Genomic DNA, 15,425 nt, shown 5'->3' with positions numbered 1-15,425 from the left:
CCCCTCTCCCGCGACCCTCCCGAGGGGAGGAAGGCTTCAGGCCTTGTTGCGATGCTCGAGGGCGAATTCCTCTTCCGGCGACAGGATCAGCCGGTTGCGGCCGACAGCCGCGAAATAGAGGACACCCACCACGCACCAGACGATGACCCAGATCACGCCCCTGAAGAAGTTGGGGTCCTGGACCTGGTAGAACAGCGTCACCAGCGCGATGATGATGGTGAGCACTGCGCCCGGAACGCCCACGGGGCTCCGGAACGGCCGGTTGATGTTGGGCAGGTTCCGCCGCAGCAGGATGAAGCTGATCGCCTGCATGATGTAGCTGAGCATTGCGCCGAACACGGCCATGTTGAGCAGCACCGAGCCGATGATGTCGTCACCCAGCTGCGTCTCGCCCGACCCGCCGCCGCCATTGGCGAACCAGATCACCAGCATCACGCCGAGCCCCAGGGCGGCGCCCGAGATCATGGCGAGGTGCGGCGTCTTGTGCCTGGCATGGGTCACCGAGAGCGCCGACGGAAAATAGCCGGCGCGGCTGAGCGAATAGACCTGCCGGCCCTGCGCATAGAGGATGGTGTGGAACGAGGCGACGAGCCCGATCAGGGCCACTACGCCGAAGGCCGCCGGAGCCCAGCCCACATCCGGGAACATGGCGCGGATGCCGTCAAGCGCCGGCTCGAGCGAGGAGCCGAGTGCGAACGAGCCCACCCCTGCGATCGAGGGGTTGAGCAGCACCACGAGGAAGGCCGAAAGCGCCAGCGTGGCAAAGCCCAACATGATGCCGCGCGGCATGTCGCGCTTGGGGTCGACCGATTCCTCGGCGGCCAGCGGCACCTGCTCGATGGCCAGGAACAGCCAGACCGCGAAGGGCAGGGTGGCCAGCACGCCGCCAAAGCCCATCGGGAACCACGAGCCACCGCCTTCCGGCAGCTCGGAGCCATCCGGCGCGATGTTGAGCGCCCAGCGGGAGAAGTCGATATGCCCGAAGGCGTTGATGTAGAAGAAGGCCAGGCCCGCCAGCGAGATCAGCGTGACCGCCAGCGTCACCTTGTAGCTGAGCGCCACCCCGAAGATATTGAGGCCGAGGAAGATCGCATAGAACACCACCCAGAGCACCGGGTAGAGCGCTGTATCCAACCCCGTTATCGAGCCGAAATAGGCCGAGATAAAGGTACAGATCACCGCCGGCGTCAGCACGTATTCGACGTTCTCGAAAAGGCCGGTGATGAAGCCGCCCCACGGGCCCATCGACGTGCGCGCGAACGAATAGGCCGCGCCCGTATGGGGCAAGGCCGGGCTCATCTCGGCGATCGAGAAGGTCAGCCCCAGATACATGATGGCGATGATGATGCCGGCCACGAGCATGCCGCCCCAGCCGCCGGTGGCGAAGCCGAAGTTCCAGCCCGAGAAGTGGCCCGAGATCACGGCGCCGACGCCCAGCGCCCACAGCGACCAGATCCCCGCGTAACGCTGCAGACCGCGCTTTTCGAAATACGACTTGTCGCGAGAGGCGTATTTCACGCCTCCGCGACCGACTAGGGGTGTTTCAGCCATTTGTCCCTCCTGATGGTTGCCCCTGGTGCGATGGTGGAAGTACCGGCGCCGCCGCCATAGTCCCTCTTGCGGCAATGAGGCACCGGGCCAGCCGGGCGGACCACAGGTCCACGCCCGATGGTTCGAGAATTTCGTCGTTCCGGATTTCGATCATGGTCGAGGCGAGCCCGCGTCCGTCGCCATGGTGCTCGAGCGTATAGGTCACCCCGTTTAGCGCCGCATAGGGCTCGTTCCAGCCGACATTGAGCCCGCCGTCTTCCATGAGCAGTGCCACGCGCAGGGCCGCCGTATAGGTGGGGTCGACCCCGTGGATCAGCCCGATCGGCCAGGGGCGCGGCACGTCCATATAGACCGGCGTGAAGGAATGCACCGTCACGAGAATGGTCTCGCGCCCTTCCGCCGCACGCCGGTCGAGGAGCGCCGTGATCGCTTCGTGGAAGGGATTGTGGAACGCCACGATGCGGTGCGCCCGCTCCAGCGGTTCGACATGTGCATTGCCCGGAATGACCGTCCGTTCGCTGAGAGCGGGAATGAGGTCCGGCCGATCATGGTCGCGGTTGGCATCGATGATAAGCCTGCTGACCGTCGAATAGACCAGCGGCGCATCGAGCCGCTCGCTCAGCCCCAGCGCCACGCCCAGCGCGCCCGGGTCCCAGGCGACATGGCTCACGCGCTCGCTGGGCGTCAGGCCCAGGTCGCCATATTCGGGCGGAATGCGGTTTGAAGCGTGATCGCAGACGAGGACGAAAGGCGAGCGCCCTTCGGCATTGTTGACCTGAACCGGCTGAAGCCTCGACCCGTCGTCCATGGCGACACGCGTTTCACGTTCGGTTAACGTCTGTAACAGTTGTTCCATCTTGCCGATATCTGTCAATAATGAAATTCTCGTTTCAGTGTTGGGGGAGGGGAAATGGATAGTCCCAGCGTCGAAGCCCGCATCCACGAGATCAATTACCGGCTGACCGCAGCGGAAAAGCGCGCCGCGCGCGGGCTCCTTGCCAATTACCCCACGATTGGCCTCGCCCCCGTAGCCGAATTTGCCCAGCAGAGCGGCGCGAGCGCGGCCACCATCCTGCGCTTCATCGCTCAACTCGGCTTCAAATCCTACCCCGATTTCCAGCGTTGCCTGCGCGAGGAACTTGAGCAGCGCGCCAAGTCCCCGCTCCAGCGCAGCCTGGCCGCCGTCCGGCACGAAACGGCCATCGGCAATTTCCTGGGGGATTACTTCGCCCAGCTCGCGACCAACATGCAGACCACCGTCTCGCGCATCCCGACCTCCGAATTCGAGGCCGCGAGCGCCCGCCTTGCCGATATCAAGCGCAATTGCCACATCGCCGGCGGCCGCTTCACCGATGCCATGGCCGGCTACATGGAGGCTCACCTGCGCCTCGTCCGTCCCGGCATCCGCCGCCTCGACGGCCGCCCCGCCGCCCGCGCCGACCAGTTGCTCGACATCCGCCCGGACGACACCATGGTCATCTTCGACATCCGCCGCTACGACGCCGATCTGCTGGCCCTGGCGGCAACCCTCTCGGCCCGCCGCGTCTCTATCGTGCTGGTAACCGACGAATGGATTTCGCCTGTCTCGCGTTATGCGAAGGTGGTGCTGCCGTGCCGTATTGCGGTGGATCGGACCTGGGATGCGAACACGGCGGTCTTTGCGCTGACGGAGGCGCTCATCGCGCGGTGCACGGAACTGGCGTGGACGACGGCGGAGAAGCGCATGGGGTCGGTGGAGCGCGGATAAGGGTTCAGCTCATCGCGTGCTCAATGCACCGGATTCCCCTCTCACCTTGAGGGAGAGGGTGCCCGAAGGGTGGGTGAGGGGTTTTGGCCAGCATCGCGGACCCCTCATCCGTCGCTACGCGCCACCTTCTCCCTCAAGGGGAGAAGGACGTTACGGCACGATCTTGCCCAAGTTTTACTGCCCAGCTCTCACCCCACCCACCGCACTTCCCCGGCCGCAGAGCCGGGGCCCACGGAGACCTCCACTCGAGTGGAGCGGTGCAATAGGCCCCGGGTCTTCGCCCGGGAAGTTCTGTGGTTGAGGTTAGGTTAGGAGGGAGGGGATGGCGCGCGTGCCACGCGTTCCACCCCCACCATAAGCCACTCTCAATTCGTCGCCGCGGCAAACTGCTCGTCGAACGAGTAACCCGCCCCGCGAACCGTGCGGATCGGGTCGGCGCTCTTGCCGCGGTTGATGGCCTTGCGCAAGCGGCCGACATGCACGTCCACCGTGCGTTCGTCCACGTACACGTCATTGCCCCAGACGCCATCGAGCAATTGTTCGCGCGAATAGACCCGGCCCGGATGGCGCATGAGGTATTCGAGCAGACGGTATTCCGTCGGCCCCAGATGCACCTCGCGGCCGGAGCGGCGGACGCGGTGGCTGGTACGGTCGAGTTCGAGGTCGCCGGCCTTGAGCACCGTCGTCACCAGTTGCGGGTTCGAGCGGCGCAGCAGGGCGTTGATGCGGGCCAGGAGCTCAGGGATCGAGAACGGCTTGACCACGTAATCATCCGCGCCCGTCGCAAGGCCGCGCACGCGTTCTTCTTCCTCGCCGCGCGCGGTGATCATGATGATCGGCACGCGCGCCGTTTCTTCCCGTGCGCGCCAGCGGCGGCAGAGTTCAATGCCCGAAAGGCCGGGCAGCATCCAGTCGAGGAGGATCAGGTCGGGGATCTTCTCGCGCATTTGGTCGGCGGCTTCGTCGCCGCTCGCCGAGGAGAGCACGGTAAAACCTTCGGCCTCGAGGTTGTAGCGCATCATCAGCGCCAGATCGGCCTCGTCTTCGACGATCATGATCGTTGCAGGCATTGCAGCGGTTCCGGTTTGGGGAAAGGCTGGCGGTCCGCGAAATTACTCGCGGACCTGGGTCCGGTGCAGGTCCTCGACATCGCTCGAAAGATAGCGGCCGGTATCGAGGTAGAAGGCGGCTTCCGCGATATTGGTGGCGTGGTCGCCCACCCGCTCGAGGTTCTTGGCGCAGAAGAGAAGATGGGTGCACTGCGTGATATTGCGCGGGTCTTCCATCATGTAGGTCAGCAGCTCGCGGAAGATCGAGGTGTAGAGCGCGTCGATCTCGTCGTCGCGGTTGCACACCGCGATCGCCGCCGCGCCATTGCGCGTCGAATAGGCGTCGAGTGCCGCCTGGAGCTGGGCCAGGATCAGGTCGGTCATGTGCTTGAGCCCGTTGTAGAACTTGGGCGCAAGGGCCAGGCCTTCGATCTGGAGGGCGCGGCGCGACACCTGCTTGGCCATGTCGCCGACGCGTTCGAGGTCGTTGGCGACGTGGATCGAGGTGATGATGGCGCGCAGGTCCGTCGCCATCGGCTGGCGGCGGGCGATCATCGAAACCGCGGTTTCGTCGATCTTGCGCTGCATCTCGTCGATGCGCTTGTCGGCGGCCACGGTCTGGCGGGCGAGGTTGTGGTCGAGCTTGAGCAGGGCGGTGGTCGCATTCTGGACCGCCGCTTCCACTTCGCCGCCCATTTCGGAAATCGACCGGGCCAGCTGCGTCAGCTCATCCTCGTAGGAGGAGACGATGTGTTCGCTCTGGAGGGTAGGCATCTAGGGCTCCTTAGCCGATACGGCCAGTAATGTAGTCCTGGGTCTTCTTGTTGACAGGGTTGGTGAAGATTTCTTCGGTCACGCCTTCCTCGATGAGCTTGCCCAGGTGGAAGAACGCGGTCTTCTGCGACACGCGGGCAGCCTGTTGCATCGAGTGGGTCACGATGACGATGGTGAAGTTTTCGCGCAGTTCGTCGATCAGCTCTTCGATGATGGCGGTAGCGATCGGGTCGAGGGCCGAGCAGGGCTCGTCCATCAGTAGCACTTCCGGCTTGGTCGCGATGGCGCGCGCAATGCACAGGCGCTGCTGCTGGCCACCTGAAAGCCCGGTGCCGGGCGCATCGAGGCGATCCTTGACCTCTTCGAAGAGGCCGGCGCGGCGGAGCGAGGAGACCACGATCTCATCCATCTCGGTCTTGGAATGAGCCAGGCCGTGGATGCGCGGGCCGTAGGCCACGTTCTCGTAGATCGACTTCGGGAACGGATTGGGCTTCTGGAACACCATGCCGACGCGGGCGCGCAGCTCGACCACGTCGATATTGCGGTCGTAGATGTCGTCGTTGTCGAGCATAATCTTGCCGGTCACGCGGCAGGAGTCGATCGTGTCGTTCATGCGGTTGAGGCAGCGCAGGAACGTGGACTTGCCACAGCCCGACGGGCCGATCAGCGACGTCACCCGGTTGCGCTCGATGTCGAGATCGACGTCGAACAGGGCCTGCTTCTCGCCGTAGAACACCGAGACTTTGTCGCCGCGGATCTTGACGGGCACGGTGCTTACGGGCGCCGGGGCGGTTTCGAGGGTCATTGCTTCACTCATTTGTCGGTCCTACCAGCGGCGCTCGAAGCGTTTGCGAAGGATGATGGCGGTGAGGTTCATCACCGCAAGGAAGACCAGCAGCACGATGATACCGCCGGAGGTGCGTTCCACGAAGGCGCGTTCGGCTTCGTTGGACCACATGTAAATCTGCACGGGCAGGGCCGTCGCCGGCTGCAGCGGGGTAGCCGGATAGTCGGCCACGAACGCCACCATGCCGATGAGAAGGAGCGGAGCCGTCTCGCCCAGAGCGCGCGCCAGGCCTATGATCGTGCCCGTGAGCACGCCCGGCATGGCCAGCGGTAGCACGTGGTGGAAGACCATCTGCATGCGCGATGCGCCCAGGCCAAGGGCGGCCGAGCGGATCGAGGGTGGCACCGAGCGCAGGGCGGCGCGGGTCGCGATGATGATCGTCGGCAGCGTCATCAGCGAGAGCACGAGGCCGCCCACGATCGGAGCCGAGCGCGGCAGGCCCGCGAAGTTGATGAAGACGGCGAGGCCAAGCAGGCCGAAGACGATCGAGGGCACGGCCGCCAGGTTGTTGATGTTGATCTCGATGATATCCGTCACCCGGTTCTTGGGGGCGAATTCTTCGAGATAGATCGAGGCGGCCACGCCGATGGGCAGGGCGACGATGAGCACGATCAGCATCATGTAGGCGGAGCCGACCATGGCCACTCCCAGCCCCGAAGCTTCCGGACGGCTGGAGGCACCGTAGGTGAACAGACCCCAGTTGAACGGCGTCGATATCTGGCCATGCTGGCGCAGCTCTTCGAGCCAGGCGACCTGCTGGTCGGAAACCTTGCGCTTGGCCTCGGGCACGTTGAGGTCGATCTGGCCCTTGTTGGCGCTGTCGATGTCGGCGGCGGCGAGAAGCGCCACGTTCTGCGTGGTGCCCACGATCGAGGGATCGGCCGTGACCATGGCGCGCAGCTGGCCGCGCACCGAGTCCGAAACCATGCCGGAAACCTGCTTCATCGCCTTGGCATCGGACGTATCGACGCCGAGCGCGGCCGCCAGCGAGTTACGGGCGACGACCGGGTAATTGGCGGTCACCAGCACCTTGGGGTCGGTGTCGCGCTTGTTGTCCTTGTCGATGATATCGGCCGCGAACGTCACAGGGATGGTGATCGAGGTCTGCACGAACGCCGTATAGCCCTTCGAGATGATCGAGCCGAGCAGGATCACGAGGAAGATGACGCCGAAGGCGATCGCGGCGATGCCCATGGCGCGGAAGCGCTGTTCGGCGGCATAGCGGCGCTTGAGACCGATATCGCGGCGGGCCGGAGCGGCAGTGGCGGAAGCCTGCGAGTCCATGACAGCTTGGCTCATTCGTACTGCTCCCGATAGCGGCGGACGATCCAGAGGGCAAAGACGTTCATGCCCAGCGTGATGACGAAGAGGGTGAGGCCGAGGGCGAAGGCCACCAGCGTCTGGGGCGAGTTGAACTCGAGGTCGCCCGTGAGCTGGTTGACGATTTTGACCGTGATGGTGGTCATCGCCTCGAAGGGGTTGATGGTGAGGCGCGCGGCCACGCCGGCGGCCAGCACCACGATCATGGTCTCGCCGATGGCGCGCGAGGCGGTGAGCAGCAGCGCGCCCACGATGCCTGGCAGCGCTGCCGGCAGGATCACGCGCTTGATGGTTTCCGACCGCGTGGCGCCCAGGCCCAGCGAGCCGTCGCGCATGGCGCGGGGCACGGCGGTGATGACGTCGTCCGAGAGCGAGGACACCAGCGGGATGAGCATCACGCCCATCACGAAACCGGCGGTGAAGACGCTCTGCGCCTGGATGAAGCCGGTGCCGCCGGCGAGGGCCGCCGAAAGGTCACGCAGGAACGGCCCCAGCGTCACGGCGGCAAAGATGCCGTAGACGATGGTCGGGATGCCGGCGAGGAGTTCGAGCACGGGCTTGACGATCGAGCGCACCTGCGGGGAGGCGTATTCGCCCATGTAGATGGCCGACATCAGGCCAACCGGCACGGCGACCAGCATCGAGACGAGCGCGATATAGAGCGTACCGGCCAGCAGCGGGATGAGGCCGAACTGACCTTCGCTGCCGCCCGAACCGGCCGCGGCGAAGCGCGGGTCCCAGACGGTGCCGAAGAAGAAGTTCATCGGATTGACCTCCGAGAAGAAGGTCATGGTTTCCGAAAGCATCGAGAGCACGATGCCAATCGTGGTGGCGATGGCGATGCCCGAGGCCCCGAAGAGCGCCCAGAGCATGATACGCTCCACATTGTTGCGGGCCCGGGCGCGCGGCTGGACCATGGAGAGCCCGATTGCGGCGCCGGCCAGCGCGAGGATGATGGCGATGCCGCCACCGAGGCGCCCTAGGAACAGGGCCGTCTCGTTCACGCTCAGCGCGATCGGCAGCATGTAGTCCTGGCCCTGGCTGGCGAGAAGTACGCCTACCTGGGAGGCTTGGGGGATGAGCTCGGCATAGGTCTTGGGCAGCGCATCGACATTATGGATTTCGAGGGCGCCGAGCGCCTGTGCCGTGCGATCGATCATGCCCAGGGCAAGGCTGCGCTCACCGGTGCTGATATTGGCCGGGAGCTGCGAGCCGATGAGGTTGTCGGCATAAAGGTTCGAGCCGAGGGCCCAGACCAGGAGGAAAAGGATGGCCGGAACGGTGGCCAGGAGGAAAGCCCACCATCCGTGATAGCTGGGAAGCGAATGCGACTTGGCCGCTCCATCGCGCTGGGCCACGGCCCGTTGGCGTCCGATCACGAATGCGACCACGCCGATCGCGACGATGATGGCAAGAACCAGGGTTGCCGACATCTTTGTTCCCTGTTGTGCGCGCCTTGCGGGCGCTTGTGGTTGGAGGAGGAAGGCGCGGCTTTCGCCGCGCCTTGCCGAAAATTACATGGTGGTGCCGGCGGCGAACTTGTCGCGCTGGGCCTGACGCTCTGCGTCCGGGGCAGCGACCAGGCCGTACTGGGCGAGCGGGCTATCCGGCCCGATCATTTCGTCCGACAGGAAGAACTCGACATATTCCTTCAGGCCCGGGATGACGCCCAGGTGAGCCTTCTTGACGTAGAAGAACAGCGGGCGGGAAACCGGGTACTCACCCGAAGCGATGGTCTCGACCGACGGGGTCACGCCACCGACGGTAGCAACCTTGAGCTTGTCGGCGTTGTTTTCGTAGAAGGCGAGGCCGAAGACACCGATGCCGGTCTTGTTGGAGTCGATGCGGGCCAGGGTCTCGGTGTAGTCGCCATCGATATCGACCGCCTTGCCGTCCTTGCGGATGGCGATGCAGGTCTTGGCGACATCGGCGTCGGCAACGCCGGCGGCGGTCAGGGCAGCCTTGTCGCAGCCACCGGTCATCAGCTTCTCTTCGAAGACTTCACGGGTGCCGTGCTTTTCGCCCGGGATGTAGGCGGCGATATCCCATGCCGGGAAAGCCGGGTTCACTTCGTTCCACTTGGTGAAGGGATTGTCGACGAGCTTGCCGTCAACCACGACCTTGGCAGCCAGGGCCTTGTAGATGTCGACGGGCTGGATCGCGAAATCCGGGCCGTTGATGTCCGAGGCGAACACGATGCCGTCGTAACCGATCTGGACTTCCTCGACGTCGGCGACGCCGTTGGTCTTGCAGGTCTCGAGCTCTTCCTTCTTCATCGCGCGCGAAGCGTTCGCGATGTCGATCTTGTCTTCGCCCACGCCTTCGCAGAACTGCTTGATGCCGGCGCCCGAACCACCCGATTCCACGACCGGGGTCTTGAAGTCCGGATAGGTCTCGCCGAAGGTCTCGGCAACGATCTTGGCATAGGGCAGAACGGTCGACGAGCCGGCAACCTGGATCTGGTCACGCGCGAAAGCGGAAGTGGCGCCGAAGGCCGACAGGGCCACGAGAGCAACGCCGGCATAAAGAGCGGTCTTCATGAGGTTTTTCCTTTCAGGAAACATTGGGTCCCCAAACCCGGGCGGTGAGCCGGTTACCTGCTCTTTCAGACCGGGGTCCCGTGTTTGACGGGGGCAACCTATGAGCCCGTCGCTATGGTTTTATGTCAGTTTAATTGCAGTTCTGTGACAATTTAAGCGACTGAAATACCGAGATAATTTCTGGCGACAATTCCGAAATCCGGTGGAAAATGACAAAGCCGCCATTTGCCCGGCCAAAGGGATTCCCCCATCGACCTCGCCTGGGGCCAGTCAATTCCACGATCTCGAACGGGGCCAGGGGCCTATCGCGGCAGCAGAACTTCTACGCGCGTACCCTCGCCCTTCTGGCTCCTGATGGTGAGGATTCCGCGATGCCGCTGCACGATGTGCTTGACGATCGCCAGGCCGAGCCCGGTGCCCTTTTTCTTCTTGGCCTCTGAATCCGCACGGTAAAACCGCTCTGTCAGGCGCGGCACGTGCTGGGCCTCCACGCCCTGGCCGTAGTCGGTCACTGTCACGAGATAGTCATAGCCGGGTCGCCCCGTCGCCGGCGCGAGCGCGATATCCACCTTGCCGCCGTCGCCGCCATAGCTGATGGCGTTTTCGAGGAGGTTCTCGAACACCTCGTAGAGCTCGTCGCGCTCTCCCGTCACCGTTGCCTTTTCCTCCGGCACCGTGACGTTCACCTCCACCCCCGCATCCTGCGACAGGCTTTCCAGTCCCTCGCTCACCTCCTGGAGCAGCAGCCCCAGGTCCACGGTCCCGCGCGGCAGCACGTGCTGGCGCATCTCGATGCGCGAGAGCGAGAGCAGGTCGTCGATGAGCTTGGACATGCGCTGCGCCTGCGCCCGCATGATGCCCAGGAACCGCTCGCGCGCCGCCTGGTCCTTGGAGGCTGGCCCCAGCAGCGTATCGATGAACCCGATGAGCGAGGTGAGGGGCGTGCGCAGCTCGTGGCTGGCATTGGCGATGAAATCCGAGCGCATGGCTTCCACGCGCTTCTGCTCGGTCAGGTTCTGCAGCGTCACGATCATGAGGCTCGGGTCCGAGCCCGGCCCGTTGGTGCGCAGCGGCGAAATGACGACCTTGTACCAGATCTCGTTGGGCACGGTGAGGTGCAGTTCCACCGTCTGGGGCACGTCGGTTTGCATCGCTGCGTCGATCGCCGTGAGCACGGCCGGCGTACGGAAGGAAAATGCCACCGGGTCGCCCAGCCGCGCGCCGGGGAATTCACGTGCGGAAGCCGGGTTGCGATGCACGATGATGCCGCGCCGGTTGAGCAGCAGGCAGGGGTCGCCCAGCGCATCGGCAAAGGCAATGATATGCGCGTCCCGCTGCGTATCCGCCACGCCCACCGGCTCTGCGCCCCCGATTGCCGGCGCCGAAGGAATGAAGGCGGCGGCCGCGGCAATGGCAAGGAAGGCGATCGCCATGGCCCAATAGGTCGCCCCGCCCGTCAGCGCTATGACCAGCAGGACAATGGCCACCACCAGCAGCAGCGCGCGGCGGCGCGAAAGCATCTCCTTCCACCCGGGGATCGGGTCTGGGGATTTGCCGGATGTATCCTGGGTCATTCCGAATTCCTGGTCGTCGGGGAGGGGCCGTCTTGCGCGCCAGCCGGCTTCATAGCACGGTGGCGCGAGCAAAGGAGTGCCCAGAGTGTCAGACCCTTACGACAGTTTCGATATCGAGAATCCCGATCTCCCCAAGGCGATCAAGAAAGCCGCCATGACCTCGGGCGGTTACCCCTATGCCGACAAGCTCGACGATGACGTCTACGAGGACGAACTGCTCGCGCTCCAGAAGCAACTGGTCTTGCTGCAAAGTCACCTGGCCAAGGGCGGCGACCGCATCATGCTGGTCTTCGAGGGGCGCGATGCGGCCGGCAAGGGCGGTACGATCAAGACCTACCTTGCCAATCTCAATCCCCGCTACAACATCATCGCCGCGCTGCCCAAGCCCAGCGACCGCGAAGCCACGCAATGGTATTTCCAGCGCTACGTCGATTGGCTCCCGGCTGCCGGCGAAACCGTGCTTTTCGATCGCTCCTGGTACAACCGCGCCGGCGTCGAGCCGGTCATGGGCTTCTGCACGCCCGAGCAGACCGCTCAGTTCCTTATCGAGGCGCCGCGCTTCGAGCGCATGCTGGTCGCCGACGGCATCCATCTCCACAAGTTCTGGCTCGATATCGGCCGCGAAATGCAGCTCAAGCGGTTCCACGATCGCCGCCACGACCCGCTGAAAGTCTGGAAGCTCTCGCCCATCGACATGGAAGCCCTGCCGCGCTGGGACGCCTATTCCAAGGCCCGCGACCGCATGCTTGAGGAAACCGACACCGACTACGCCCCCTGGACCATCATCCGCGCCAACGACAAACGCCGCGCCCGCCTCAGCGTCATCCGCCAGGTCCTCCGCGGCTTCGACTTCCAGGGCAAGGACGACAAGCAGATCGGCAAGGTTGACGACGAGATCGTCCTGGGCGCCGAGGAGTTCTTGAAAGAACACGCGGGGCGGTAGGGGGGGCCGCGTAACCCTTCTTCCCGGCGGCCTCTCGCCCTCGATCGCGCCAGCAGGTCTCCCTCCCCCTTGCGGGGAGGGGGCAGGGGTGGGGGTGAGCAAGAGGCGCGGAGCTATCCATTCGCATTACCACCGCTTTCCTGGCTCCATCGCCTCCCTCCCCCTTGTGGGGAGGGACCGAGGGTGGGGTGAGCCCAAGCTCCGTGTTCGAACACCCCCCACCCCTATCCCCTCCCCGCAAGGGGGAGGGAGACGTGCTGGAGAGATCACGCGATACGGCTCGCTTCGCGACCTTTGCCTGATCGTCGTTCCGCTCTCACCATTTCCCACCTCCTATCCTCCCGGCTTCCTCTCCGCAGCTTCCCCACCTTCCACCTCCCTCACCCCACCACCGCACTTCCCCGGCCGAAGAGCCGGGGCCCCTCCACTCAAGTGGAGCGGCGCAATAGGCCCGGGATCAAGTCCGGGGAAGAGCAAAGAACGATCGTGTGCCAAAAAAACTTATCCCCGCCCCCACCACCCTCCCGCATACTCTCCCCATCCCTCCGCCAACGGCGAGGCACAGTACGCAGTGCCGCGGCGGCTGGCGGCAGGACTGGATGCAGACAAGGTCGACACCTGCATCTCGCCCTGCCGCCAGGTTCTGGGAGTTGGGGGAAGTCCGGGGGCGCCTGGGCTTACGGCCTAAGTGTGACGTGACCGGCCCGGAGTGCGCTCGCGGGCAACTTGCGTGAACGGGCTTGTCGAAACCTCAAACGCTCAAGGGGCGAGGCCATGCCTCGCATACATCGCTAGCAAACATAGACTTGAGGCAAACCTCGCCCCGAGCCGCCAACGAACCACAAGCAAACCCGACCGGAGCAATCCGTGCCGGCGCCTTGGCATGCCCAAACAAAAAGCGGCCGGAAACCGGCCGCCTTGTCATTGTCTTATCCAGGCGTCTCAGCGCTTGCGCTTTTCCACCTGATGGTAGGCCCGGCGCGAATGGAAATTGCAATAGGGGTGGCCTTCTTCCGATTCCCGGCCGCAGAAATAGAAGTCCGGGGTCAGCGGGTCGCCGATCGGCCACTTGCAGGTGTGCTCGTTGAGCCCCAGGAGGCCGACACGCTCGGATTCCGGGATGAAGAGTTCGGCAGCGGGGGCCACATAGGCTTCCACTTCCATTTCCTCGGTCACGGCAAGCGCCGTTGCGCCCACCACCTGGGTGCGCACTACCGTCTGCCGCTTGATCATGCCGCCACCCATGCCACCCGAATGGCTGACGCCAACGCTGGGGCTGGCGACGCGGCGCGGGGCCGGGCGAGCCGTGGTGCGGGCACGCGGTGCAGTGGTTGCCGGCTTGGCACGCGCCGACAGCTTGAGACGGTGTACCTTGCCGATAACGGCGTTACGGGTAACGCCATCGCCGAGTTCGGCAGCAATCTGGCTGGCGCTCAAGCCTTCCATCCAGAGCTTTTTCAGCAGTTCTACCCGCTCTTCGGTCCAGCCCATCGACATTAGCTCCTAGCCGCTTTGAATTCAGACAGAATCTCTCATCGCGCTGCCAGAACGAGACTGACAGCCAATACGCTATGCGTCGTATGTTGAGTGGGTCCGCCACACGAGATATCGTGTCCCAACGCCCTGGATACTACACGGCCCGAAGAATCCGGATCAAGAGTCCGCCAGCAAATTCCACCGGGAAAACCCCGCTTTAGCGGTGGAGAACCAAAGCCTGAGTCAAATCAGCGCCTTGGCCGGAAAACATTGACTTTTGCGGGCTCTCGGGCCTATCTGGAACGCGCAACGCGCCGCCCTGATGCAGCGCGTTTTTGGTTTTTATTGGGCCGCGAGCGGCCTTCCAGCAACACTTAGGAATAGGGGAACATTCATGTCTGCGTTGTACGGCACCTACGCCCGGTCCGGTCTCGCCTTTGAGCGAGGCGAGGGCGTGCGACTGTACGCGCAGGATGGTGAGGAATACCTCGATTTCCATTCCGGCATCGGCGTCAACGCGCTCGGGCACGGCGATCCGCACCTGGTCTCGACCCTCAAGGCTGCGGCCGAAAAGGTCTGGCACACGTCCAACGTCTTCTCCATTCCCGAGCAGGAACGGCTGGGGCAGCGGCTGGTGGATTCCACTTTCGCCGACTCCGTCTTCTTCACCAATTCAGGTGCTGAAGCGGTCGAATGCGCCATCAAGACGGCCCGCCACTACTTCTGGGCCAAGGGCCAGACGGAAAAGTACGAGATCATCGCCTTCACCGGCTCGTTCCACGGCCGGACCTTGGGCACCATCGCCGCGGGCGGCAACGAGCACTACATCGAAGGCTTCGGCCCACCGCTCGCCGGCTTCAAGCATCTCGCCCCGGGCGACCTCAAGGCCGTCGAGGCCCTGATCGACGACAAGACCTGCGCCATCCTGCTCGAGCCTGTCCAGGGCGAGGGCGGCGTCACGGCCATGTCCGTCGATTTCCTCAAGGGCCTGCGCGCGCTCTGCGACAAGCACGACATGCTGCTGATCTTCGACGAGGTCCAGTGCGGCTACGGTCGTACCGGCCGCTTCTTCGCCTATGAATGGGCCGGCATCGAGCCGGACATCATGGCCGTGGCCAAGGGCATCGGCGGCGGCTTCCCGCTGGGCGCGTGCCTCGCCAAGGGCCCGGTCGCCGCGTCCATGGTGCCCGGCACCCACGGTTCGACCTATGGCGGCAATCCCTTGGCCTGTGCCATCGGCAATGCCGTGCTCGACCGCATCCAGGCGCCGGGCTTCCTCGAACATGTCGAGCAGGTTGGCCAGGTGCTCCATTGGCACCTCCAGCAGCTGGCGCAGAAATACCCGCAATATGTCGTCGAGCTGCGCGGCAAGGGCCTCATCACCGGCATCAAGATCACCCCGCCGGTCCGCGATTTCGTCGAGCGCCTCCGCAAGGACCAGCATCTGCTGGCGGTTGCAGCCGGGGACAACGTGCTGCGCCTGCTCCCCCCGCTCGTCATCACCGAAGATGACGTCAAGGAAGCTGTCGGCAAGATCGCCGATGCCTTCGCCGCCCTTGATAGTGAACCGGGCAACGTGCCGCCGATCGATTGATCGGCGGTTC

12 protein-coding genes and 1 pseudogene are annotated in these 15,425 nt (G+C 64.4%); 3 read left to right on the top strand and 10 right to left on the bottom strand.

The genetic code is table 11. The features are described 5' to 3' along the window. Window positions 1–36: 36 nt before the first annotated feature. Window positions 37–1,551, bottom strand: a complete 1,515-nt coding sequence (locus JNE37_RS04150) for an amino acid permease (RefSeq protein ID WP_203065402.1) — start codon at window positions 1,549–1,551, stop codon at window positions 37–39. Continuing rightward, complete coding sequence (locus JNE37_RS04145) at window positions 1,544–2,359, bottom strand: N-formylglutamate amidohydrolase (protein ID WP_203065401.1); 816 nt, start codon at window positions 2,357–2,359, stop codon at window positions 1,544–1,546. The genes JNE37_RS04150 and JNE37_RS04145 overlap by 8 nt, the downstream gene beginning before the upstream one ends. Window positions 2,360–2,461: 102 nt before the next feature. Between JNE37_RS04145 and JNE37_RS04140 the strand changes: the two genes are divergently transcribed. Beyond that, window positions 2,462–3,298 carry a MurR/RpiR family transcriptional regulator gene (locus JNE37_RS04140; protein WP_203065400.1) on the top strand — a complete coding sequence of 279 codons (837 nt, stop codon included), beginning with the start codon at window positions 2,462–2,464 and terminating at the stop codon, window positions 3,296–3,298. Between the two features lie 365 nt (window positions 3,299–3,663). Here JNE37_RS04140 and phoB read toward each other — a convergent pair whose 3' ends face one another. The 7 genes from phoB to JNE37_RS04105 all read right to left on the bottom strand — a co-directional run bounded on the left by phoB (window position 3,664) and on the right by JNE37_RS04105 (window position 11,402). Further along, window positions 3,664–4,368 (bottom strand): phosphate regulon transcriptional regulator PhoB, encoded by a 705-nt coding sequence (phoB, locus tag JNE37_RS04135; protein WP_035032077.1) that lies wholly within the window; start codon window positions 4,366–4,368, stop codon window positions 3,664–3,666. Window positions 4,369–4,410: 42 nt separating this feature from the next. Next, window positions 4,411–5,121, bottom strand: a complete 711-nt coding sequence (phoU, locus tag JNE37_RS04130; protein WP_035032074.1) for a phosphate signaling complex protein PhoU — start codon at window positions 5,119–5,121, stop codon at window positions 4,411–4,413. A 10-nt stretch (window positions 5,122–5,131) separates the two neighbouring features. After that, window positions 5,132–5,938 (bottom strand): phosphate ABC transporter ATP-binding protein PstB, encoded by an 807-nt coding sequence (gene pstB / locus JNE37_RS04125; RefSeq protein ID WP_035032071.1) that lies wholly within the window; start codon window positions 5,936–5,938, stop codon window positions 5,132–5,134. 9 nt (window positions 5,939–5,947) lie between these two features. Further along, the gene (gene pstA, locus JNE37_RS04120; RefSeq protein ID WP_035032068.1) at window positions 5,948–7,267 is read right to left on the bottom strand and encodes a phosphate ABC transporter permease PstA; all 1,320 of its coding nucleotides are present in this window, start codon (window positions 7,265–7,267) and stop codon (window positions 5,948–5,950) included. Then, window positions 7,264–8,721 carry a phosphate ABC transporter permease subunit PstC gene (gene pstC, locus JNE37_RS04115; protein WP_203065399.1) on the bottom strand — a complete coding sequence of 486 codons (1,458 nt, stop codon included), beginning with the start codon at window positions 8,719–8,721 and terminating at the stop codon, window positions 7,264–7,266. The genes pstA and pstC overlap by 4 nt, the downstream gene beginning before the upstream one ends. 81 nt (window positions 8,722–8,802) lie before the next feature. Continuing rightward, a complete protein-coding gene (locus tag JNE37_RS04110; protein ID WP_035032062.1) occupies window positions 8,803–9,828 on the bottom strand; it encodes a substrate-binding domain-containing protein in 1,026 nt (341 codons plus the stop codon). Window positions 9,829–10,130: 302 nt separating this feature from the next. Next, a complete protein-coding gene (locus tag JNE37_RS04105; RefSeq protein ID WP_203065398.1) occupies window positions 10,131–11,402 on the bottom strand; it encodes a sensor histidine kinase in 1,272 nt (423 codons plus the stop codon). Window positions 11,403–11,487: 85 nt separating this feature from the next. Between JNE37_RS04105 and ppk2 the strand changes: the two genes are divergently transcribed. Then, entirely contained in the window at window positions 11,488–12,345 is an 858-nt protein-coding gene (gene ppk2, locus JNE37_RS04100; RefSeq protein ID WP_246513509.1) for a polyphosphate kinase 2, read from the top strand. A 942-nt stretch (window positions 12,346–13,287) separates the two neighbouring features. Here the strand turns inward: ppk2 and JNE37_RS04095 are convergent. Next, window positions 13,288–13,824, bottom strand: a pseudogene (locus JNE37_RS04095) (GcrA family cell cycle regulator); the annotation flags it as partial. 391 nt (window positions 13,825–14,215) lie between these two features. On the opposite strand from JNE37_RS04095, the gene JNE37_RS04090 reads away from it, so the two are divergent. After that, entirely contained in the window at window positions 14,216–15,415 is a 1,200-nt protein-coding gene (locus JNE37_RS04090; protein WP_203065397.1) for an aspartate aminotransferase family protein, read from the top strand. Window positions 15,416–15,425 lie beyond the last annotated feature (10 nt).

The organism is Paradevosia shaoguanensis (genome assembly GCF_016801025.1).
Taxonomy (GTDB): domain Bacteria; phylum Pseudomonadota; class Alphaproteobacteria; order Rhizobiales; family Devosiaceae; genus Paradevosia; species Paradevosia shaoguanensis.
This window is presented reverse-complemented; position numbering and strand designations above follow the sequence as displayed.